Genomic DNA, 22,190 nt, shown 5'->3' with positions numbered 1-22,190 from the left:
AAGCTCATCCACGGTTGTGGCCGGAGGGGTAACGGGCGACTTCGCCACGCGTCTTGGCCGGTGGCCACCGGCCAAGACGCTAAATCGCTTCCATCGCACAAATCATGCCCGTGCAGATACAAGGGTGGTAGGTGTGGCGCAAAGCGCTTTGCCGTGTCGTCGTCCTCGGGTTACGCTTCGGCATGCTTGATCGAGTCGAGCTTTCGTTTCGCATCGGACCGCCCGTCGCCAAGGCGGCCGTTGTCGTGTCGACGCTGATGCTCGCCTCCGATCTCGCTTTTGCGCAAGCCGCGCCTCCAATCTCGCTCGGTGTCCAGTCACAGCCCCAGCCTCAGCCGAACCAAGCTGCGCCGCCTGAGCGCGAGGAGAACCCGGGCCTCATCAACGAGATCAGCAAGCTGTTCGAAAAGTCCAAGTCGATCCTGCCGTCGTTGAAGAGTCCGGGCGAGACGGTTGATGATCTCAACGCCCGCGCCAAGGATGCGGGCGAGAGCCTGTCTGCTCTCACAAGACCGTCATTGATTGTCACCGGCCGCGCGGCCTGCCTGGTCGCAGCCAACGGCGCGCCGGACTGCAAGGCCGGCGCCGACAAGCTCTGCCAGAGCAAGGGCTACAAGGAAGGCAAGAGCCTGGACACCGATGCGGCCGAGAAATGCTCGCCGATCGTGTTCGTTCCCGGCCACAAGCGCAGACCCAATGACTGCCGGACGGAAAATTTCGTCACGCGGGCGATCTGCCAATAGCGCTCTGTAGCTCTCGTAGCCCGGCTGGAGCGCCAGCGTAACCCGGGTCCGCTCGCAGATGCGGAAACAGACGTCCCGGGTTACGCGTTCCGCTCCACCCGGGCTACGGCAATAGCGCGAAAACGCAATACTTGACACTGGAAAGATTGCCTTGCTGGTATGATGTCTGGCATCTTTGGCCTAGTCTCTCTTCCCAGCTAATCGAAGGATCTTCTCTGATGTCCATGCCTGCCTTGTTCAAGGGCCGTCTGTCGATTCCAGTGATCGGTGCGCCACTGTTCATCATCTCCGTGCCTGATCTCGTGATCGCGCAGTGCAAGGCCGGCGTGGTCGGATCGTTTCCGTCGCTGAACGCGCGGCCGCCGGAGTTGCTCGACGAATGGCTGGGGCGCATCAAGGAAGAGCTCGCGGCCTATGACAGGGCGCATCCCGAACGGCCCTCGGCGCCGTTCGCGGTCAATCAGATCGTGCACAAGTCGAACAACCGGCTCGATCATGATCTCGCGCTTTGCGAGAAGCACAAGGTGCCGATGATCATCTCCTCGCTTGGCGCGCGCGAGGAGCTCAATCAGGCCGTGCACAATTGGGGCGGCATCGTCTTCCACGACGTGATCAACCAGAAGTTCGCCCACAAGGCGATCGAGAAGGGCGCCGACGGCCTGATCCTGGTGGCGGCCGGCGCCGGCGGCCATGCCGGCACGCTATCGCCGTTCCCCTTCGTTGCGGAGACGCGGCAGTGGTTCGACGGTCCGATCGCGCTGTCGGGCGCGATGGGCAACGGCAAGGCGATCCGTGCTGCGCGCGTCCTCGGCGCCGACTTCGCCTATATCGGCTCGGCCTTCATCGCGACCAAGGAGGCGAATGCGGTCGAAGGCTACAAGAGCATGATCACCGGCTCGGCCGCGGAAGACATCATCTATTCCAACCTGTTCACCGGCGTGCATGGCAATTACCTGAAGCCGTCGATCGTCGCCGCCGGCATGGACCCGGACAATCTGCCGACCTCCGATCCCTCCAAGATGAGCTTCGGCACCGACGCCTCCGGCGAGCGGGCGAAGCCGAAAGCCTGGAAGGAGATCTGGGGCTCAGGCCAGGGTGTCGGCAGCGTCGAAAAGATCGTGCCCGCTGCCGAACTGATCGCGCGCTTCAAGAAGGAATACGAGGAAGCGGTCGATCCGGCATTGTGATCCATCAATTGGCGGTCCCGGCGTTGCGCACGGGACCGCCAGTGCTTTCCTGATCAGGCAACGTCGGTGGAAAGCGAAAGGTCCCTCCACGCTTCGAAGTCGGCCTGCAGCGCCTTGATCTTCTCCTCGACCAGCCGCACGGCGTCGCTGCCAAGCAGAAGATGCGCGGGCGGATCATCCGACATCGCGACCTTCAACATCGCTTGCGCGGCCTTCGCGGGATCGCCGATCTGCTTGCCGCTATATTCCATGCGGCGCTGGCGCGCCGGGTTCATCACCTGGTCGTAGTCGGAAATCGATCGCGCCGCCCGCACCAGCGATCGTCCCGCCCAGTCGGTGCGGAAGCCGCCCGGCTCGATCGCCGTCACCTTGATGCCAAGGTCCTTCACTTCCTTGCCGACCGTCTCCGAAATCCCCTCCAGCGCGAACTTGCTGCCGTGGTAGTAGCTCAGGCCGGGAAACGTCATGATGCCGCCCATCGAGGTGACGTTGAGGATGTGCCCGGAGCGCCGCTTGCGCATGTAAGGCAGCACCGCCTGCATCATGGCCACCGCGCCGAACACGTTGACCTCGAACTGGTGGCGCAAATCCTCGATCGAGGACTCTTCCAGGATGCCCTCGTGGCCATAGCCGGCATTGTTCACGAGCACGTCGATCGGGCCGATGCTGCGCTCGATCTCCGCGACCACAGGGGCGATCGCGCTGGTGTTGGCGACGTCGAGAATCACGGCGTGCGCGCCTTTGCCGAGTTTCTCGAAATTCTCCTGGTCGCTTTGCTTCCGCACGGTGCCGGCGACCGTGTGCCCTTCCCGCAGGGCAGCTTCGGCCAGTGCGCGGCCGAAGCCGGTGGAAACGCCTGTGATGAGGAATGTCTTTGCCATCTGTGATGTCCTTTCGGCCCAAATCCCGGATCACAGATAGGCGGATTGATTAATGTGACAATCGGCATAAATTGACATGACCTGATGCAGAATATCGAACAATGATCGATGCTGGCCTTTTCGAACTGAACGCCATCGCCGCGATCGCGGCCCACCGCAGTTTCCGCGCGGCGGCCACGCAGCTCGGCATCTCGCCATCGGCCCTCAGCCATGCGGTGGCAGGGCTGGAGAAGCGGCTTGGCGTTCGCCTCATCAACCGCACGACGCGCAGCGTCTCGTTGTCGGCGGCGGGCGAGCGCTTCCTCTCACGGGTCAATCGGCGTTGCGCGAGATCGCCGGCGCCATGGAAGACGTGAACGTCTTCCGCGACACGCCGGCGGGCGCGCTGCGCATCAGCCTGAAGGAGCGCGCCGGCCATCAGATCTTGCGGCCTGTCGTTGCAAAATTCCTGCGGCGATATCCCGACATGCAGGTCGAACTGACCATGGAAGGCCGTCACATCGACATTGTCGCGGAAGGCTTTGATGCGGGCATTCGGCTTGCCGAAGCCGTTCCGCAAGACATGGTGGCGGTCCCCTGCGGGCCGGACTCGCGTTTCCTCGTGGTAGGCGCGCCGTCCTATTTCGAACGGATGTCGGTGCCGCGCTCGCCTTCGGATCTGCTTGCCCATGAATGTGTTCGCAGGCGGATGCCCAGCGGCAAGCTGTACCGGTGGGAGTTCGAGAAGCGCGGCGAGGAGTTCGCGTTGGACGTGCCGGGCAGGCTGACGCTCGATAACGATGCCCTGATGGTCGAGTCCGCGCTGGATGGCTTCGGCCTCATCTTCGTGAGCGACTGGTGGGTCGCCGATCATCTCGCCGATGGCCGCTTGCGCGCGGTCCTTGAAGACTGGACGCCGCCGTTTCCGGGATTGCGTCTCTATTATCCGCGCCATCGGCACATGACCGCCGGCTTGCGTGCCTTCGTCGATCTGCTGCGGGAAGAACTGCCGTCGGGCGTGGCGCGAAAAGCGGGCGGGATTCCCAAGCCAGCGCACGCTTCGAAATCGGTGCGGTCTATGCAATCGGCAAATATTCGCAAGTGAAGGCGAACGGCTTCCGCTTGTCGCCTTGGATAACCCGGCGGCGAGGGCCATCCGTGCACCAGCGCGGCGTCACGAACCCTTGATGCGGGCAGCGACCCTGTGCGACAAATACCGCCATGAGCGCCGCCGCCGTCAACGTCGTCAACCATCCGCTGGTGCAGCACAAGCTCACGCTGATGCGCGAGCGCGACCGGTCGATCAAGAGTTTCCGGGAACTCGTCAACGAGGTCGGCATGCTGCTCTGCTACGAGGTGACGCGCGACCTGCCGCTCGAACTGGTCGACATCGAGACGCCGCTGATGCCGATGAAGGCGCCGATGATCGCAGGCAAGAAATTGACCTTCGCGCCGATCCTGCGCGCCGGCGTCGGATTCCTGGACGGCATGCTCGCGCTGGTGCCGTCGGCGCGCGTGTCGCATATCGGGCTCTATCGCGATCCCGAGACGCTGGAAGCGGTGGAATATTTCTTCAAGGCGCCGCACGATCTGGCCGATCGCACCGCGATCCTGATGGACCCGATGCTGGCGACCGGCAATTCCGCCGTCGCCGGTGCGAACCTCCTGAAAAAGCGTGGCGCCCGTGACCTCCGTTTCGTCTGCCTGCTGGCCGCCCCTGAGGGCATCGCGCATTTTCAGCGGGAGCATCCCGATGTGCCGCTCTGGACCGCGGCCATCGATGAGCGGTTGAACGACCACGGCTACATCCTGCCCGGCCTCGGCGATGCCGGCGACCGCATGTTCGGCACCAAATAGGCCCAGTTATCATGGACCCCATCTTCCGCGTTGACGGCAACAAAGTCGTCACCAGCCCGGATGCCGCCGGCCCCTGGCATCCGCAGATGCAGCACGGTTCCGCGCCTGCGGCGCTGGTGGTGTGGGCCGCGGAGTCCCTGCCCACGCCGGTGCCGATGCAGATCGCGCGCGTCACCATCGACCTGATGCGGCCGGTGCCGGTCGCGCCGCTCACCATCGAGACTGAGATCTTGCGCGAGGGCCGCAAGATCCAGCTCTGCGGCGTGCGGCTCCTGGCCGAAGGCGTGCCTGTGGTCGCGGCCTCCGTGCTGCGGATCAAGTCGCAGGCGCAGGCATTGCCGCCCGATGTCGTTGACCTGCCGCTCGGGCTTCCCGGCCCCGATCAATCGATGTTCGAGCCTGCCGATAACGCCGGCAGCCCGTTCACCAGATGCATCTCGATGCGCGCCGCGCGCGGCCGCTTCGGCATGGTCGGTCCTGCCGCGATCTGGTTTCGCGTCGACCGGCCGCTGATCGCGGGATCGCCGGTGTCGCAGACGATGCGCGCGGTGGTCGCCGCCGATTTCAGTAACGGCACCTCGTCCACGCTCGATTTCCGGGAGTGGACCTTCATCAATGCCGACCTCACCGTGAGCCTTTCGCGACAACCGGTCGGCGAGTGGATCCTGCTCGATGGCGAAAGCTGGATCGGACCCGACGGGGCGGGGCTTGCGATGTCGCGGCTCGCCGACGAGCGCGGCTATTTCGGCCGCGCCGTGCAAAGCCTGGTGATCGAGAAGCGCTAAGGTAACGCGACGAAAAATCGCTTCGTCGCCTTGGAACGCTTCGAGGCCGGGCGAGTTTGGCCCCTCGTTGAGGGCCATCATGAAGTGCGTTGATTTAGCCGCCGGCGGACTGACGCTCGCTGCCAGGCAAGCGTCGGCCGTCGGCGCTGCCTATCCTATTGCAGCCAAGTCTTTTTTAAGCCGGAGCGTGCCGTGAGGCCGGGTCCTTCCTCCGAGCGTGCGGTGGTCCTTGCCTCGAGCGAGCGTGAAGCGGTCGAGACCGCCTGCCTGATCCGTGAGGCCGGCTACTATGCCAACATCTGCGGCGATCTCACCGCGCTGAGGCGCGAGATCGCATGCGGCGCGGGGCTCGCCGTGATCGCCGATGACGCGATCGTGGGGAAGGATTTGACCAGCTTGACGCGATGGCTCAACGATCAGCCGGCATGGTCGGATTTCCCGATCGTGCTTCTGACCCAGGGCGGCAGCCCCGAGCGCGATCCCGGCGCGGTACGGCTCGGCAAGATCCTGGGCAATGTCACCTTCATCGAGCGGCCGTTTCATCCCACCACGCTTGCGAGCATCGTCGGCTCCGCAGTGCGTGGCCGACGCCGCCAGTACCAGACCCGCGCCATCCTCGAAGACCTCACCGAAAGCGAGAGCCTGCTGCAGACCGCGCTCAACGCCGGCCAGCTCGGCGCGCTGGAATTGCATTTGCCGGAATTCGAGCTGGAGGCTTCGGACATCTGCAAGACCTATTTCGGGCGCCGCACGAGCGAGCGGTTCACCTACCCGGAGCTGCTCGACGCCGTGCATCCCGACGACCGCGAGCGGCGTCTTGGCGTCCTGGCGCAAAGCATCCGCACCGGCAAGCATTACGCGATCGAATACCGGGTGATCTGGCCGGACGGCTCGCAGCATTGGCTCGACGTGCGCGCCCGCGCCGTGCGGCGGCCCGATGGCAGTCTCAAATCGCTGGTCGGTGTCTGCTCCGACATCACCCTGCGCAAGACCGCCGAGATCGAGCGCGAAAACCTGCTGGCGCAGCTTGCAGCCGAGCGTACCGCGCTTTCGGAATTGACGGCGACGCTGGAGCAGCGCGTCGAGCAGCGCACCGCCGACCTCCTGAAGGAAGTCGCCGCGCGCGAAAAGGCGCAGGAGCAGCTCCGCCATGCGCAGAAGATGGAGATTATCGGCCAGCTCACCGGCGGCATCGCCCATGACTTCAACAATCTCCTGATGGCGGTGATGGGAAATCTCGAGCTCTTGCGCAAGCGCCTGCCGAGCGACCAGCGCCTGCATCGCCTCATCGACGGCGCAATGCAGGGGGCCGAGCGCGGCGCCTCGCTGACGCAGCGGCTGCTCGCCTTCGCCCGGCAGCAGGACCTGCGCGTGGAGCCGGTCGATCTGCGTGCGCTGATCCGGGGCATGAGCAATCTGCTCGAACGCTCGCTGGGGCCGCGGATCGCATTGCACCTTGATTTGCCCGAAGGCCTGCCGCCGGCGCGGATCGACGCCAACCAGCTCGAGCTTGCGATCCTCAATCTCGCGATCAACGCGCGCGATGCGATGTCGGATGGCGGCGCAATCGACATCAAGGTGTCGGAAGATCAGGCCGTAAAGGATCCGTCGCTCATGCCGGGCTGTTATCTCAAGCTGTCGGTGATCGATACCGGCAGTGGGATGTCGCCGGAGATCCTGAAGCGCGCGATCGAGCCGTTCTTCTCGTCAAAGCCGCTCGGCAAGGGCACCGGGCTCGGACTGTCGATGGTGCATGGGCTCGCCGTGCAACTCGGCGGCACGCTGCAGCTTTCCAGCATCGAAGGCCAGGGCACCACCGCAACGCTGATGCTGCCGGTTGCGACGGTCCTGGCGGAAGCAGCGAGCCCAGCGCCGCCGTCGCGAAAGCTCAAGCGCTCCGCGGTGATCCTGTTCGTCGACGACGATCCCTTGATCGCGATGTCGACCACGGAGATGCTGGAGGATCTCGGCCACCGCGTGATCGGCGCCACCTCAGGCCTGCACGCGCTCGACATCCTTCGCAGCGAGCAGCCGCTCGATTTGATGATGACCGATCACGTCATGCCAGGGATGACCGGGCTCGAGCTTGCCGCCGCCACGCGAAAAGTGCGCCCGTCACTGCCGATCCTGCTCGCCACCGGTTATGCCGAACTGCCCGACGGCGTGCAGGTCGACCTGCCGCGACTGGCGAAGCCCTACCACCAGGATCAGTTGCGCGACCGGCTGGACCAATTGCTGCGGTGAGCGTTACCCCAGCTCTCTCCACGTCATTGCGAGCGGAGCGAAGCAATCCATAGCGACGCACGCGGAGGCGTGGATTGCTTCGTCGCTTCGCTCCTCGCAATGACGTCGCGTAGCGATGCGGCGCACCTATCGGAGATGCTGCCGCGCGTCTCGAGCGCACGCGCGTCATCCCACCATCCGCTCGCGGCCGGTCCAGAAGCTTGCCTTCAACACCTTCTTGTCGACCTTGCCGACGCCGGTCATCGGCAATTCCTTCACGAAGCGGATCTGCTTCGGCGCATGCGCCGAGCCTTTCTTCGCTTTCACCAGGTTGATCAGCTCATCCGCATCCGGCCGCGCGCCGTCGCGGGCGACGATAACAGCGGTGACAGCTTCGCCCCATTTGTCGTCGGGCACGCCGACGACCGCCACCATCGCCACATCCGCATGCTGCGACAGCACGTCCTCGACCTCGCGCGGGAAGATGTTGAAGCCGCCGGAGACGATCATGTCCTTCTTGCGATCGAGGATGTACATGTAGCCGCGCTCATCGGCGCGGGCGATGTCGCCGGTATGCAGCCAGCCGTTCTTGAGCGTCTCCACTGTAGTATCGGGCCGCTTCCAGTATTCCGCCATCACATGCGGCGCGCGCACGCAGATCTCGCCAGCTTCGCCGGTTGCGACCTCCTCGTCATTGTCATCAAGGATCTTCACGTCGCAGACGGCGATCGGGAAGCCGCAGGACAGGAACAGCCCGGGCGTCTTCGGATCATGGTCGGCCTTGCGCAGCACCGAGACCGGATAGCATTCGGTCTGGCCGTAAAGCTGCGAGAACACCGGCCCGATCCGCTCGATGCCTTCGACCAGCCGGCTCGGCGACATCGCCGAGGCGCCATAAAGCAACAGTTCGAGCGAGGAGAGATCGGTCTTGTCAAGCAAGGGATGGTCGAGCAGCACATAGATCATGGTCGGCACGAACAGCGTGAAGTTGATCTTCTCCCGCTCGATGGTCTTGAACACGGCCTCGGGATCGAAACCTTTGAGCATGTGCACGGTGCCGCCGCGCATCAGCGTCGGCAGCACTTTCGTTCCGGCGACATGGCTGATCGGCGCTACCGTGAGATAGCGCGGCGTGTCGGGGATCTCGAAATCGGCCAGGATCGCGCCGGCGAAGCCGCCATATTCGCGGTGATGGCGCAGCGCGCCCTTGGATTTGCCTGTCGTGCCGCCGGTATAGTTCAGCGTCGCGATGTCGTCCGGTCCGGCCAGGCAGCGCGCGGTAGCGTGCCCCGCCTGCTCGATCGCCTGCAACAGGTCGATGCCGTAATCGGCGGGGCCGAGCGTGAACACGGTTTTGATATTCGTGGCCTTCGCCGCGAGATCGCCGCCGCGGTCGCGGAAGGTCGCGGCATCGATGATCAGCATCTGCGCGTCCGAATCCTCGATCTGGAATAGCTGATCGTCCAGCGATCCCAGAGGATGCAGCCAGGTGATCGCAAGTCGCGCGAGCTGCGCGGCGACGCCGGCGCACCAGGCGTCGGCGCGGTTGGCGCTCAGCAGCGCGACGCGGGTGCCGGGCGCGAAGCCGAGCCGCATGAACACGTTCTGGATCCGCCCGACCAGGTCGGTCGTGCCCCGGTAGGTGATCGATCCATCAGGCCAACTGAAGGCGGTGCGCGTGGGATAGCGTGCCAGCGCCCGCAGCGTCTGCGCGCACACCGGTGGAAACGCATGGAGCGGATCGCTCATCTCAAGAATTCCTCCCCGTCGGTTTTGTGTCTGGCATTTCTTCGTGCCAATGTTGACGATGACGCTAGCACAACAAGGAAGCGGCTCAAGCCGGGAGAGGGAAGAAACGCCTTGCCGTCGAACAACATTCGCTCGCGCTTTCGCGAACGCCTCTCGCTGCCGCTGATCGCGGCGCCGATGTTTCTGGTCTCCGGCGTCGAGCTGGTGACAGCCGCCTGCCGCAATGGCGTGATCGGCTCGTTCCCCACGGTGAATTGCCGCGAGACGGAACAGCTCGATCAGTGGCTCGCCGAGATCGAGGATCGATTGCAGCGGCATTCTGACGCCAGCGGCAACGCGGCCGCGCCGATCTGTCCGAACCTGATCGTGCACCGCTCCAACGCGCGGCTGGAGCAGGATCTGGAGGTGCTGTTGCGTCACAAGCCGGAGATGGTCATCACGTCAGTCGGCTCGCCGGCGCCTGTACTGGCGCCGCTGCATGACGCCGGCGCGCTGGTGTTCGCCGATGTCGCCTCGATCCGCCACGCCGAGCGCGCGATTGAGGCCGGCGCCGACGGCTTGGTGCTGCTCACCGCAGGGGCGGGCGGACAGACCGGCTGGCTCAATCCGTTCGTGTTCGTGCGCGCTGTCCGCGCCTTCTTTGATGGTCCGATCGTGCTCGCCGGAGGCATCTGCGATGGCCACGCGCTACGCGCCGCCGAAGCGCTCGGCTGCGACCTCGCCTATATGGGCACCAAATTCATCGCCACGCGCGAGAGCATGGCGGATATCAGTTACAAGCAGATGCTTGTCACAAGCGGCGCCGACGATATCCTGCTCACCACTGCCTTCACCGGCCTGCAGACCAACATGCTGCGCCCCTCGATCGAAGCTGCCGGCCTCGATCCCGACAACCTGCCGCAGCGCGGCGCCATCGACATCGGCAAGGATATCGACATCGGCGCCCGCGAAAGCCGCCCCAAGCGCTGGCGCGATATCTGGAGCGCCGGCCATTCGGTCTCCGGCGTGACGGATGTGCTCCCGGTGGATGAACTGGTGGCGAGGACGGTCGAGGAATATCGCGCCGCCCTGTAGCCCGGATGGAGCGAAAGCGTAATCCGGGATGAGGTCACCCCGCCCTCGAAACCCCGGATTGCGCTTCGCTCCATCCGGGCTACGACTAATTCGCCCCGAGATACCACTTAACCCGGCATTAACCACGTCCGCCCCAACAATAGCCGCGCAGGACAGCCCGCCGCCATGGCCGGGCTGGCGCAGGACCAAAGGGGATACGACGTGCTTCTTGAGGCCTTTCTCACCAAAACCCCCGCGACCCTTGATGAGCTTCGGACCCGCGTCCGCCACGCCTTGCAGCGCCATCCGCTCTGTCGCAACGTCGAATTCGACGTCGTCAGCATGCCTCGCACCCGCCGGACCAACTGGACCATCAGCCTGCATTCGGTATCAGGGTCCGCGCTGTTCGAGGCCCATGACATCGTCGCCGACATCCAGGAAGCCTATGAACTGGCCGCCGCGGCCTGATTTTCGCTTGTTTAAATTAGGTTTTTTTCGCCTTTGCCCCGCCTTGGCGGTTCCAAGGGCATGCTAACGCCGCAATTAGCGTTCAACTTCAAAGGAAGTCCGGGCGAGATGGAGACGTCGTTGACTAGGGCCATGACCATCATCGCGCTGACCTGCTTCCTCGTTGTTGGCGCCGCCGCCACCAGCATTTTGAGCCGTGACAGCGTGCCGATGCCGCGCAGTGTCGCGGAGGAAGCCGCGCCCGTTCATCCCGTCTCCAACAAGGAGAGCAAGAAGGACCGCCTCGCGGTGGTGGCCTACGCGCTCGCCGCCTATGAGCCGCCGCCGCAGACCCCGGCGCAGGCGCAGCTTCAGGCCCAGGCCCAGGCCGCCATCCCGGATCTCACGGCCTCCCTGCGCCAGGCCTATGCCTCGGCCGAGCCGGCCGATGTCGGCCTGCCGAAATTGACCGAGCCGCCCGCGAACCAGCCTGCAGCCGCCCAGCCGGCCACGCCGGCGCCCCCCAAGCCAAAGGCTGCCGCCAAGCCCGCGCCGCAGAAGAATTACGCGCTGCTCAGCGATGCGCAGATCGCCGGCATCAAGGACCGGCTGAAGCTGACCTCGTCGCAGGAATATTACTGGCCTGCGGTCGAGACCGCGCTTCGCGCCGTCGCCCGCAAGATCCACCAGAAGCGCCAAGCCGATCCGAATGCGAACGGGATGCCGATCGATCCGGACTCCGACGAAGTGCAGCAATTGAAATCGGCGGCCATGCCGCTCCTGTTCCAGCTCCGCGAAGACCAGAAGAACGAAGTCCGCTCGCTCGCCCGCATCATCGGCCTGGAAAAAGTCGCCGCGATGATCTGAGCGGCGTGGCGAGAAAGTTTCCCACGATCCTGTCATTCCGGGCTCGATGCTTCGCATCGCCCCGGAATGACAGGGAAGAGTCGCCCGCACAATCCGCCCGATCAATGCAGCAGGTCGTACGCCGCTACGCGATTGATGTCGGCCAGGCGACGATCGGCATTGGCCTCAAGGTCGAGGCTTCCAACCAGGTCAAGCAGGCGCTGATAGGCATGGTCCGCGACGTCAACGGGCAGAGGTTCTTCGTCGAAGGCTTCGACGTAGCCGCCAACGAGATCGCTCAGCAGCCGGCACAAAGCCTGTTGCCCGGGCTCGTCCCTCACTAACGCGTCGAGTTTTTGCTGGAAGTTTTGGAAGGTTCGCAGGCCATGGTGCTGCTGCGAGAGCCATGCATGCAAGTCGTTCATATCAGCCTCTTCATGCTACGGAAGAAGCTACCGGCTTATACACGCGGCCGGCTTCTGGCGCCATCGCGATTTTTTTGCACTGCGGCCCTTGAAGGCGGCGGAACAGGGCGACATCAATTCTCGTTGCGCCAGCCTCCCAACAGGAAAGCTTTGCGCGGTCTGCGATTTGCTCCCGCCTGCGCCTGCACGTCGGTCAGATCAACGCTGCTTCGCTTCATCAGCAGCCTGGCGATGATCCCGATGATGACGAAGGGCGCTACATAGATCACGAACACTTCGAGTGCGCGCATGGGACCGCTCCACATGATCGTGGACCCCACTATAGCACAGGACGTTTTTCATGTCGGTAAGCAAGGTGTGCTGGCCAACCCTGGGCCTTGGCGGAGGCGACGCATGGACTGCCCGAACGGTGCAGTGCGAAAGGGTTACCCGGCAGGACGACGCTGCCCCGGTTTCAAGCGAGCCTCCGCCCGCCACGCGTTATCGAAATTGGGCAGGCGTGCTAGTATCTCCAGTTGTTCAAGCCCAAGTCTCTTGGGTGACGTCTCTTGGGTGACGTCTGCATGCAAAGAGGAGAATTCAACTACAAGATAGAGGGAGGACAGGTCATGGCTCGCATAAGTCGGCGTGAGCTTCTTAAGCTTTCCGGCGGTGGTGCAGTTGCGGCGAGGACTGGGGGATTGGCGTCAATTCTTGCCCTGAAGCAGGCGCCCGCCTACGCACAGGCAACGACGATTCATTGGCTGCGCTGGAACGATTTCGTTCCTGCCTCGGACGAAGTGCTCCGCAAGGTGATCGTTCCCGAATGCGCCAAGGCGCTCGGCATCAAGCTCAATATCGAGATGATCAACGGCAACGACATCCAGGCGCGCACGACCTCAGCGATTCAGTCCGGCACCGGACCGGACGTGATCTGCGCGCTCAACAACTGGGCGCAGCTCTATCCCGAGAGCGTCATCGACGTCAGCGATGTGGCGGAGGAGATCGGCAAGGCGCAGGGCGGCTTCTACGAGGAATCGCGCGTCGTCGCCAATGACGGCAAGAAATGGATCGCGGTCCCCTGGTGCGTGCTCGGCGCGCAACTGGCGTACCGCAAGTCCTGGTTCGCGGAGATCGGGTACGAGGCGCCAAAGTTCCCGCAAACCTGGGAGGAATATCGCGAGGCCGGCAAGAAGCTGAAGGCGAAGGGCCGGCCCCTGGGGCAGACGGTCGGCCACAGCTTCGGCGATCCGCCGACCTATGCCTATCCGTATCTTTGGTCATGGGGCGGCAAGGAGGTCGAGGCGGACGGCAAGACGGTGACGCTGAACTCCAAGGCGACGGTCGATTCCGTCAAGTTCGCGGTTGGCTTCTGGAACGACGCATATGACGAGGGTGGGCTCGCCTGGGACGACACCAGCAACAACCGCGCCTTCCTCGCAGGCACGATCAGCTCGACGTTGAACGGCGCCTCGATCTACATCGAGGCCAAGCGCAAGCCCCAGGTCTATCTTACCGAAACCGGCACGCCGATGTGGCAGGACATCCTGCACGCGCCGCTGCCCAGGGGCGCCGCCGGCCAGTTCGGCTATCATTTGCCGATGTCGAACATGCTGATGAAGTATGTGAAGGACCAGAAGGCCGGCAAGGAGTTCCTGCGCTGGATCACCTCGAAGCCGGTCTATCAGGCGTGGTTCGATTCGCAGCAGGGCTATTCCGTCGGGGCGACCACGGTTTGGGAGCAGGATAAGCTCTGGGAGAACGACCCCGTGATGCTGCCGTTCCGGACGGCGGCGCGGGCCGGACGTTTCCCCGGCTACGCCGGACCGGCCGATCGCCACGCAGCCGAGGTGCTCAGCAAGTACATCATGGTCGACATGACGGCAAAGGCGATACAGGGCATGCCGGCGCAGGACGCGGTGAAATGGGCGCACGACGAGGTCGCAAGGATTTATGCCGCTTGAAGCCGCTTCCTCGGCGCGCTAGGTTTTGATCTCGCCTCGGTGCTGCGGCCCGCGGCCGCAGCGCTCCGGCAGCCGTTCGGAGAACCGCTCGATGGCCGTCGACTCCGTCGTCGCTGCAAGACCCTATGTGTCCGCGCCGCGGCGCGGGCCGGTCACGCGAGTTCTCGAGAACGAGCGCTGGTTCGCTTTCTTCCTGCTGCTGCCGACCGCGGTGCTGCTCGGCCTCTTCATCGCCTATCCCTTCGTCAAGGGCGTGCTGCTGGCCGTGACCGACGCCAAGGTCGGCGTGCCCGGAAACTTCGTCGGACTGCAGAACTTCGCGGTGCTGATGAACGACAGCATCTTCCGCGTCGCGGTCTGGAACACCATCCTCTACACGGCGGTGACGACCGTCTTCAAGCTGGCGCTCGGCTTGTGGCTAGCTCTGCTGCTCAACCGCCATTTCAGGGCAAAGGCCCTGACCCGCGCCTTCATCCTGTTGCCTTTCATCATCCCGACCGTGCTCTCGACCTTCGCGTGGAAGTGGATGTTCGATCCGACCTTCAGCGTCATCAACTGGACGCTCTTTCACCTCGGCATCATCCGCACCCGCATCAATTGGCTGGGCGACCCCGGACTTGCGCTGATCTCGGTGATGATCGTCAATATCTGGCGCGGCGTGCCGTTCTACGCAATCAGCCTGCTCGCCGGATTGCAGACCATCAGTCCGGAGCTGGCCGAGGCGGCCGCGATCGACGGAGCGCGGCCCTGGCAGCGCTTCCGCTACATCACCTGGCCGCTGCTGCTGCCGGTCACCATGGTCGTCGTGCTGTTCTCGGTGATCCAGACATTCGCCGATTTCCAGCTCGTCTATATCCTGACCGGCGGCGGACCGGCCAACGCCACGCAGCTCTTCGCCACCTATGCCTATCAGGTCGGCGTCGGCACGGGTCTGTTGGGTGAGGGCGCGGCGATATCGCTCGCGATGTTCCCGGTGTTGCTCATCGTCGTCGTCGTGCAGCTCCTCTATATCCGCCGCGTGGAGACACTTTGATGATAGAGGGCGCGCGCTGGCGTCGTTGGGTCTTCTTCAATCTCCCGCTCGCGCTGTTCGTGATCGGGCTGCTGTTCCCGTTCTATTGGATGATGGTGACGACGGTGCGGCCGGACGCCGAGCTCTATCGTCCCTGGATGGCGCCGAACTACACGCCGTTCTGGACGCTCAATCCGACCCTTGACCATATCCGGTATCTCCTGGACGAGACGCTGTTCAGCAGGTGGATGCTGAACACCTTCTTCATCTCGGTGCTCGCCACCGTGATCTCGCTGTTCTGCGGGCTCCTCGCCGGCTACGCGCTTTCCCGGCTCAAATTTCCGTTCGCTGGCAGCCTCGGCACCGGCATCTTCATCACCTATCTCGTGCCGCAGACGCTGCTGTTCATTCCGCTCGCCGATATCATCCGCAACTTCCGCCTCGGTGATACGCCCTGGGCGCTCGTTCTCACATACCCCACCTTCCTCATCCCGTTCTGCACCTGGCTGCTGATGGGCTACTTCAAGGCGATCCCGCGCGAGCTCGAGGAATGCGCACGCATCGACGGCGCGACGCGGTGGCAGGCGATGGTCTACATCGTCTTCCCGGTCGCCGTGCCGGGCATCCTCTCGGCCGGAATCTTCGCCTTCACGCTGTCGTGGAACGAGTTCATCTATGCCCTGGTCTTCCTGTCCTCGCCGGAGCAGAAGACGGTCTCCGTCGGCATCACCTCGGAGCTTGTCCGCGGCGACGTGTTCTACTGGGGCTCGCTGATGGCCGGCGCGCTTCTCGGTTCGGTACCGGTTGCGCTGATCTATTCCTTCTTCGTCGAGTACTACGTCGCCGGCATCACCGGGTCCGTCAAAGGGTGAGCCATGTCTCGGGTCATCATACGGAGTTTGAACAAGAGGTTTGACGGGGTCCATGCCGTTAAGGACGTCAATCTTGAGATTCACGACAAGGAATTCGTGGTGCTTGTCGGTCCCTCGGGCTGCGGCAAGACGACGACGCTCCGCATGGTGGCAGGGCTCGAATCGATCACTTCGGGCGAGATCATGATCGGTGACCGCATCGTCAACGAGCTGCCGCCGATGGACCGCGACATTGCCATGGTGTTCCAGAACTACGCCCTTTATCCGCACATGAGCGTCTACGACAACATGGCCTTCGGCCTGAAGATGCGCGGGTTCGATCGCGCCGAGATCGCGAACCGCGTGAAGGCCGCGGCCGAAATCCTTGGCATAGAGGAGCAACTGCAACGCAAGCCGCGCCAGCTCTCCGGCGGCCAGCGGCAGCGCGTCGCCTTGGGCCGCGCCATCGTTCGGCATCCGCAGGTGTTCCTGTTCGACGAGCCGCTGTCGAACCTCGACGCCAAGCTGCGCATCCAGATGCGGGTGGAGATCAAGAAGATCCACGTCCGCCTCGGCACCACCGCGATCTACGTCACCCACGATCAGGTCGAAGCGATGACGCTCGGCGATCGCGTGGTCGTCATGAAGGATGGGCTCGTTCAGCAGGTGGGCGAGCCGCTCGAGCTCTACAACGAGCCCGCCAATCGCTTCGTCGCAGGCTTCATCGGCTCCCCGGCCATGAACTTCGCGACGGTGGAAATGGCCGACACCGAGGGCGCCCTCTGGGCCCGCCATGAGGGCATCCGCATCAAGCTGCCGACTGAGCTCGCAGGCCGGCTCCGGCCGCATGTCGGAGAGAATGTCACGCTCGGAATCCGGCCGGAGGATCTGCACGTCGCATCCGGCAGCGACATGGCGGACCTCAGCTTCGATGCCGTGGTCGAGGTCATCGAGAAGCTCGGCTCCCAGATCCTCCTGGACGTCAGGGTCGGCCCCAACACGATGGTGGCCGCGGTCGAGCCGACCGTCAAAGCGAAAGTCCACGACCGCCTTCGCCTCGCGCTCAATCCCGACCGGCTGTACTTCTTCGACCGCGTGTCGCAGGCGGCAATCTGAGGTTTTTCACATTGGCGTGCTCGGGATGGGGTCGTGTTACTCAAGCGTCCCGGCCGCCGATGGTGTTGGACCAATAGCCGCGGCGGACTGCGGCTTGGAGAGGTGCTGCTTCAGCCGCGTGATTCCTTCCGGCGCCCAGTCGCGAACGTCCGTCACCTCGATCCATGCGTCGATGTAGTGCGCCGGGGCGTAGACGTGGCCGTAGCCGATCGGCGCCTCGGTTGCCATGAACATGTCCAGCATCAATTGGAAAAGAGTTACGACCGGGTACCAGCGCAATTGCGGCGACACGTCCGGGCCGCGCGGCGGCTGCATCCAGTCCGGTTCGCGATAGAGGCTGCGATAGTCGAAAAAGGTCGCCGGATCGCTTGCATATTGGAGGTAGACGATCCTCATCGGTCCCCACGGGGCATTCGGACCTGGGGGCTCGGCAGCCTCTCCGTGCTGATTCATGAACCGCACGAACGATCCATCGCGAAAGCGGGGAAGCCAGGCGGGCGACCCGGGGTTGCGATGGTCGGTGAGCCAGCGCCAGAGCCTGCTCGAATAGGGCGGCCCGCTCCAGAGCGCGCCATCGAAAGGGTCGCCCATCACTTCGATCAGGTCCGTCGACTGTTCGGAATTCGTGGCGCCAAGACTGATACCGTGGAGATAAAGCCTCGGCCGGTTTCCCCTCGGAAGCGTGGTCCAATATCCATAGATCTCCTTGAAGAGGGCGCGCGCGACTTCAGCGCCATAGCCTGGGTCCACGAGCAGGTATAGCCAACTGGCAAGATAGGAGTATTGCAGAGCAACGCTCGCCACGTCACCGTCGTGCAGATATTCGACGCTGTCGATCGCCGCCGGGTCAACCCAGCCGGTGCCGGTCGGAGTTACCACAATAAGCACGGATCGTTCGAACCCGCCGACGCGCTTTAGTTCTTCCAGTGCAAGCTTGGCGCGCCGTTCCGGCGTGGCCGCCGAGCGTAGTCCGACATAGGCGCGAATGGGCTCGAGCGCTCGCCTGCCCGACAAAGTGCTTATGTCTTCGCGGGTCGGCCCCGAGGAGATGAACTCTCGCCCCGCCCGCCCGAGCTTGTCCCAGGCGAGCAGGGAAGCGTTGCTTCCGGTCTTCAAAGGGTCTGTGGGCGGCGGAGTCTCCGGTTCGATCATCGCGTCGTATTCCCGGAAGGACGCCTCTGCGACGTGCAGGACCGCGCGGAAGAGGACTCCATTGATAACCGACCAAAACAGCGCAACCGCCGCGATGACGCCGATGACGTTAGACACCCGTCCTGGCAGGAAACGATTAACGCTTGTCGCGACAAAGCGGAGCGTCAGTCGGAAGAGCCGCGCGAGCGCGATCAGGATTGCGAAAACAGTCAGCGCAATCAGGCCGACCTCGAGTGGATGCACCGTGTCGACCGGCTCGAGTTTCATCAACTCACGGATTGAATTCTGCCATTGCGCCATCTGCGAGAGGGAGATGATCGCGACGATCGCGCAACCGGTGGCGGCAGCGAGCTTGACGACGCGCAGGAAGCGGCCAGTGAGTTGCACAAGCTCCATATAGTCCCAAAGCCAAACGCCAAATACGCCGATGCCGTATCCGGCCGCAAGAGAGCATCCAGAAAGCACGCCCTGCGTCAAAAAGGTCCGCGGCAACAGCGTCGGCGTCAGAGAGGCAGCAAGAAACAGCGTTCCAATGAGAACGCCGCCGGTAGAGAATGAAGGCCACAGCCTTCTCTTTATGGCTGGGGATCGATTGGTGACCATCGTGCTGCGAGCGAAGTGTGGTCAGAAAGCGCCGTTGAACGGATTGCAACAGCATCGCAAGCATGCCGCATACCGACACGAGTGTTTAGCCGAAGGATCGTCGGCCCGGACGGTATCCTTCGTGTGGCAAACCGCCTTCGAAGAGCATGACGCCCTCCTTGCTGGTTAATCGTCAACCTTCTGCGCGGCGCGCGTTGGCCACTACTAGCATTTTTGTGCCAGCTCGTACACAACTGGGTTGTATGACTATTCGCCAGATCGCCTTGACAGGCTGGTGTTGATGGCTGCGCCGACGCCCCCGTTGGATCATTGTTGGGCGCTACGCTGCCAGAGGCTCGCCCTGGCGCCACCCGCGATCATCATCCCGCGGGCATCAGGCGAAGAGGTCGCGGAACCGACAGCAGGAGGGAACACGCGACACGATCCCGTCGTATTGCAAGGTAGGCAATTGACGAGCCGGCCAGCCTGAGGACAATTGATCACGTGCGCAAACGAGTGCGGATCTCTTGAGCCGTATGGTGATAAAACATGAAGGACATACTCGTTTTCCTTTCTCCCTCGCGCAGAGATGACCTCTCGAGCGGAGCGCATTGTGCGATCGCCCTGGCTCGCGTGCATGGGGCGCATCTATCTGCATTGATTGCAGATGTGGAAACCGACCTCCGCGACTTGCCGCCTGAACCGGACATTCGGCAAGTGGAGAGGGCTGGCGCCAAGCCGGCAACGTCAAGTGAACGGGTGGCACGAACGGCGGAACTCGTTCAGTCCGCTGCGACGGACGCAAACGTATCATGTGACATTCTGCAGACCGAAAACCAGCCCGTCTCGCTTCGCGAACGAATGATCCATTGCACCCAGGTGCACGACGTCCTGATTATCGATGCGCGCGGGCCGCTCGATTCGCCCCGCAAAGAACTCGTCGAGGCAGCTCTGTTTGCGAGTGGTCGGCCAATTGTCTTCGTGCCACCAAACACCCCTGTACTCGCAAAAGGCCGGATTGTCGTTGCATGGGACGGAACACGCTCGGCGGTTCGTGCAGTGCGCGATGCTTTGCCCCTTCTCGCTCAGTCGCGTGAGGTACTCGTCGTATCGGTCATTGACGACAAGCTGTTTCCGATACCTCATTCTGGAGACGCACTCTGCCGCTATCTGGCGCGGTGGCATGTTGATGCCAAGTTCGGCACGATCCATCGTGAGACTTTGAACATTGGCGCGAGCCTTCTGGCCTATGCGCAGCAAGCAGACGCGGATCTGCTTGTGATGGGCGCGTTCGCACATGGATTCGAGCGCGAGCTGATGCTCGGTAGCGCAACGCGAGATATCTTCAACGCGAGGATCGAGATTCCCGTACTCTTATCGCACTAGTTTGCAGCGACGGCGCCGCCTGCGCGCGCGACATCCATCCTTCATGCGGGCGAGCGGGTCAAACGCTGCCCGTTCAACTCCTGGCGGGGATGTTGGATCGTGACAAACGTAACCATCTAAGTGTTGCGCAGCGCGCGATCACGGCGTCTCCTCATGCGGAAGAGCGTGCGCCCGAGGCTGGCGTGTACCGGAGTGGTATGATGATGAACATACAATGGATGGCTCTGCTCCTGGCTATGGTCGCGGGCGGGGCGCATGCGGCGACGCCGTTGGCGCTCGAGGCGCGGAACGGGATGGTTGTGAGTTCGCAACACTTCGCGTCTGAGGCAGGCCTGGAGATACTGAAGGCCGGCGGCAACGCCATCGATGCGGCTGTCGCCGTAGGCTACGCCGAGGCGGTCGTGAATCCGTGTTGCGGCAATATTGGTGGCGGCGGGTTTATGCTGGTGCAGTTGGCCGATGGTCGTGACCGGTTCATCAATTTCCGCGAAACTGCGCCGCTAGCGGCGAGCGAAAAGATGTATCTCGACATCAGCGGCAATCCGATTCCGGGCGCTAGCCGGTTTGGCTACAAGGCGGTTGCTATCCCGGGCACGGTCAAGGGGCTGGATGCCGCCCTGACCGAATATGGGACGATGTCGCGCGCCGAGGTGATGGCGCCCGCGATCCGGCTTGCCCGCGATGGGTTTGTGCTGACCCGCGCCGACACCGACATCATGGATTATACGGCAGGTCGGTTTCACAATGACCCGGCGGTCGCAGGCATCTTTCTGCGCCACGACGGAAGTAACCTCCAGCCGGGCGACAGGTTGGTGCAGACAGATCTGGCGGTGACGCTCGAAGCGATCGCCAAGGACGGGCCGGACGCCCTCTACACCGGCCGAATCCCGGCTGCGGTCGAGGCTGCGTCGAAGGCAGGCGGCGGAATCCTGGCAGCCGATGATTTTGCTCATTACAAGATCACCGAGACGGAGCCGCTGCACTGTACCTATCGCGGCTACGTCTTCGCCTCGGCGCCGCCGCCGAGCTCAGGCGGCACGACGCTGTGCGAGATACTGAATGTTCTCGAGGGCTACGACATGGCGGCGCTTGGGTTTCACTCGGCTGCCTCGATCCATGTCATGGCCGAGGCCATGCGTCATGCCTATCTCGACCGCAATACGTATTTGGGCGATCCCGATTTCGTTAGAAATCCTGTTGATCGGCTACTGTCCAAGAACTATGCGGCAGCCATCCGAGCCAAAATTCTGCCCGACAAGGCGACGCCTTCGGCGGAGCTGCGGCCCGGACTCGAACAGCATGAACAAGGCGATACCACGCACTACTCGGTCATCGATCACGCCGGCAACGCTGTCTCTGTTACCTACACGCTCAACGGTCTGTTCGGCGCAGCGGTGATGGCGCCGGGCACTGGTTTCGTCCTGAATGACGAGATGGATGATTTCACTATCAAGCGCGGCGTGCCGAATATGTACGGGCTGGTGCAGGACCAGGCGAATCTTATCGCGCCGAATAAGCGCCCGCTGTCATCAATGGCCCCGACGCTGATCACCCGGAACGGCAAAATCTTTGCGGCGCTCGGCAGCCCAGGCGGCCCGCGCATCATCACCATTACGCTTGAGGCGGCACTCAACATCATCGATCACGGTATGGAGCCGCGGCAGGCAGTTGATGCGCCCCGGCTGCATCTTCAAGGGCTGCCTGATGAACTCGACTACGAGCCGTATGCGATCTCACCTGACACCGCAAAGCTGCTTCGTGAGATGGGCTACAAACTGGTCGAACAGACGCCGTGGGGAGCGGCTGAGCTCATCGCGGTCGGTCCTGTCGATGGCGGCGCTGCCGGTCCGCGCTCGTCCGGCAATGATGCCGCGCGGAGCGGCAGGATGCGGCCCGGCTATTTCTATGGCGCCCATGATGATCGCCGACCGGCCGGCAGTGCCGCGGGAGACTAGATCGACGTTTCGAAAGGT

Annotated in this window: 21 protein-coding genes; 16 read left to right on the top strand and 5 right to left on the bottom strand. The window is 63.3% G+C overall.

The features are described 5' to 3' along the window. Positions 1 to 182 precede the first annotated feature (182 nt). On the top strand, positions 183 to 743 hold the full coding sequence (locus ACZYOF_RS23095) for a hypothetical protein (protein ID WP_463717215.1): 561 nt from the start codon (positions 183 to 185) through the stop codon (positions 741 to 743). 218 nt (positions 744 to 961) lie between these two features. Continuing rightward, on the top strand, positions 962 to 1,930 hold the full coding sequence (locus ACZYOF_RS23090; protein WP_463717214.1) for an NAD(P)H-dependent flavin oxidoreductase: 969 nt from the start codon (positions 962 to 964) through the stop codon (positions 1,928 to 1,930). Between the two features lie 53 nt (positions 1,931 to 1,983). On the opposite strand, the gene ACZYOF_RS23085 is transcribed toward ACZYOF_RS23090, so the two are convergent. After that, on the bottom strand, positions 1,984 to 2,811 hold the full coding sequence (locus ACZYOF_RS23085) for an oxidoreductase (protein ID WP_463717213.1): 828 nt from the start codon (positions 2,809 to 2,811) through the stop codon (positions 1,984 to 1,986). Between the two features lie 101 nt (positions 2,812 to 2,912). On the opposite strand from ACZYOF_RS23085, the gene ACZYOF_RS23080 reads away from it, so the two are divergent. The 5 genes from ACZYOF_RS23080 (at position 2,913) to ACZYOF_RS23060 (ending at position 7,676) form a co-directional block, all read left to right on the top strand. After that, complete coding sequence (locus ACZYOF_RS23080; protein WP_463717212.1) at positions 2,913 to 3,167, top strand: LysR family transcriptional regulator; 255 nt, start codon at positions 2,913 to 2,915, stop codon at positions 3,165 to 3,167. Continuing rightward, positions 3,155 to 3,895 (top strand): LysR substrate-binding domain-containing protein, encoded by a 741-nt coding sequence (locus ACZYOF_RS23075; RefSeq protein WP_463717211.1) that lies wholly within the window; start codon positions 3,155 to 3,157, stop codon positions 3,893 to 3,895. The genes ACZYOF_RS23080 and ACZYOF_RS23075 overlap by 13 nt, the downstream gene beginning before the upstream one ends. Positions 3,896 to 4,011: 116 nt before the next feature. Then, positions 4,012 to 4,647, top strand: a complete 636-nt coding sequence (gene upp, locus ACZYOF_RS23070) for a uracil phosphoribosyltransferase (RefSeq protein ID WP_130577466.1) — start codon at positions 4,012 to 4,014, stop codon at positions 4,645 to 4,647. Positions 4,648 to 4,658: 11 nt separating this feature from the next. Beyond that, positions 4,659 to 5,432: a thioesterase family protein gene (locus tag ACZYOF_RS23065; protein ID WP_463717210.1), complete on the top strand. Its 774-nt coding sequence runs from the start codon at positions 4,659 to 4,661 to the stop codon at positions 5,430 to 5,432. A gap of 192 nt (positions 5,433 to 5,624) precedes the next feature. Then, on the top strand, positions 5,625 to 7,676 hold the full coding sequence (locus ACZYOF_RS23060) for an ATP-binding protein (RefSeq protein WP_463717209.1): 2,052 nt from the start codon (positions 5,625 to 5,627) through the stop codon (positions 7,674 to 7,676). Positions 7,677 to 7,841: 165 nt separating this feature from the next. Here ACZYOF_RS23060 and ACZYOF_RS23055 read toward each other — a convergent pair whose 3' ends face one another. Then, complete coding sequence (locus tag ACZYOF_RS23055; protein ID WP_463717208.1) at positions 7,842 to 9,404, bottom strand: AMP-binding protein; 1,563 nt, start codon at positions 9,402 to 9,404, stop codon at positions 7,842 to 7,844. Between the two features lie 111 nt (positions 9,405 to 9,515). On the opposite strand from ACZYOF_RS23055, the gene ACZYOF_RS23050 reads away from it, so the two are divergent. The 3 genes from ACZYOF_RS23050 (at position 9,516) to ACZYOF_RS23040 (ending at position 11,771) form a co-directional block, all read left to right on the top strand. Next, entirely contained in the window at positions 9,516 to 10,478 is a 963-nt protein-coding gene (locus ACZYOF_RS23050; protein WP_463717207.1) for an NAD(P)H-dependent flavin oxidoreductase, read from the top strand. Between the two features lie 165 nt (positions 10,479 to 10,643). Further along, the gene (locus tag ACZYOF_RS23045; RefSeq protein ID WP_165420998.1) at positions 10,644 to 10,925 is read left to right on the top strand and encodes a hypothetical protein; all 282 of its coding nucleotides are present in this window, start codon (positions 10,644 to 10,646) and stop codon (positions 10,923 to 10,925) included. A gap of 120 nt (positions 10,926 to 11,045) precedes the next feature. Beyond that, entirely contained in the window at positions 11,046 to 11,771 is a 726-nt protein-coding gene (locus tag ACZYOF_RS23040; RefSeq protein ID WP_130577470.1) for a hypothetical protein, read from the top strand. A gap of 101 nt (positions 11,772 to 11,872) precedes the next feature. Here ACZYOF_RS23040 and ACZYOF_RS23035 read toward each other — a convergent pair whose 3' ends face one another. Together ACZYOF_RS23035 and ACZYOF_RS23030 are read right to left on the bottom strand one after the other, a co-directional pair. Then, a complete protein-coding gene (locus tag ACZYOF_RS23035) occupies positions 11,873 to 12,175 on the bottom strand; it encodes a hypothetical protein (RefSeq protein WP_130577471.1) in 303 nt (100 codons plus the stop codon). 113 nt (positions 12,176 to 12,288) lie between these two features. Beyond that, complete coding sequence (locus ACZYOF_RS23030; protein ID WP_463717206.1) at positions 12,289 to 12,465, bottom strand: hypothetical protein; 177 nt, start codon at positions 12,463 to 12,465, stop codon at positions 12,289 to 12,291. A gap of 390 nt (positions 12,466 to 12,855) precedes the next feature. On the opposite strand from ACZYOF_RS23030, the gene ACZYOF_RS23025 reads away from it, so the two are divergent. The 4 genes from ACZYOF_RS23025 (at position 12,856) to ACZYOF_RS23010 (ending at position 17,097) form a co-directional block, all read left to right on the top strand. After that, a complete protein-coding gene (locus ACZYOF_RS23025) occupies positions 12,856 to 14,118 on the top strand; it encodes an ABC transporter substrate-binding protein (RefSeq protein ID WP_394567357.1) in 1,263 nt (420 codons plus the stop codon). A gap of 91 nt (positions 14,119 to 14,209) precedes the next feature. Then, positions 14,210 to 15,151 (top strand): carbohydrate ABC transporter permease, encoded by a 942-nt coding sequence (locus ACZYOF_RS23020; protein WP_282526633.1) that lies wholly within the window; start codon positions 14,210 to 14,212, stop codon positions 15,149 to 15,151. Next, positions 15,151 to 16,002 (top strand): carbohydrate ABC transporter permease, encoded by an 852-nt coding sequence (locus ACZYOF_RS23015; RefSeq protein ID WP_130577474.1) that lies wholly within the window; start codon positions 15,151 to 15,153, stop codon positions 16,000 to 16,002. The genes ACZYOF_RS23020 and ACZYOF_RS23015 overlap by 1 nt, the downstream gene beginning before the upstream one ends. A 3-nt stretch (positions 16,003 to 16,005) precedes the next feature. Then, positions 16,006 to 17,097 (top strand): ABC transporter ATP-binding protein, encoded by a 1,092-nt coding sequence (locus ACZYOF_RS23010; RefSeq protein WP_282526635.1) that lies wholly within the window; start codon positions 16,006 to 16,008, stop codon positions 17,095 to 17,097. A 36-nt stretch (positions 17,098 to 17,133) separates the two neighbouring features. Here ACZYOF_RS23010 and ACZYOF_RS23005 read toward each other — a convergent pair whose 3' ends face one another. Then, the gene (locus tag ACZYOF_RS23005) at positions 17,134 to 18,852 is read right to left on the bottom strand and encodes an alpha/beta hydrolase (RefSeq protein ID WP_463717205.1); all 1,719 of its coding nucleotides are present in this window, start codon (positions 18,850 to 18,852) and stop codon (positions 17,134 to 17,136) included. A gap of 528 nt (positions 18,853 to 19,380) precedes the next feature. Here ACZYOF_RS23005 and ACZYOF_RS23000 point away from each other — a divergent pair. After that, on the top strand, positions 19,381 to 20,217 hold the full coding sequence (locus ACZYOF_RS23000; protein ID WP_463717204.1) for a universal stress protein: 837 nt from the start codon (positions 19,381 to 19,383) through the stop codon (positions 20,215 to 20,217). A 197-nt stretch (positions 20,218 to 20,414) separates the two neighbouring features. Continuing rightward, the gene (ggt, locus tag ACZYOF_RS22995; protein ID WP_463717217.1) at positions 20,415 to 22,172 is read left to right on the top strand and encodes a gamma-glutamyltransferase; all 1,758 of its coding nucleotides are present in this window, start codon (positions 20,415 to 20,417) and stop codon (positions 22,170 to 22,172) included. The last annotated feature ends 18 nt before the right edge of the window (positions 22,173 to 22,190 follow it).

The organism is Bradyrhizobium sp. LeoA1Lang (assembly GCF_055413685.1).
Note: the sequence above shows the minus strand (reverse complement) of the source record. Positions and strands in the feature narration are given on the sequence as shown.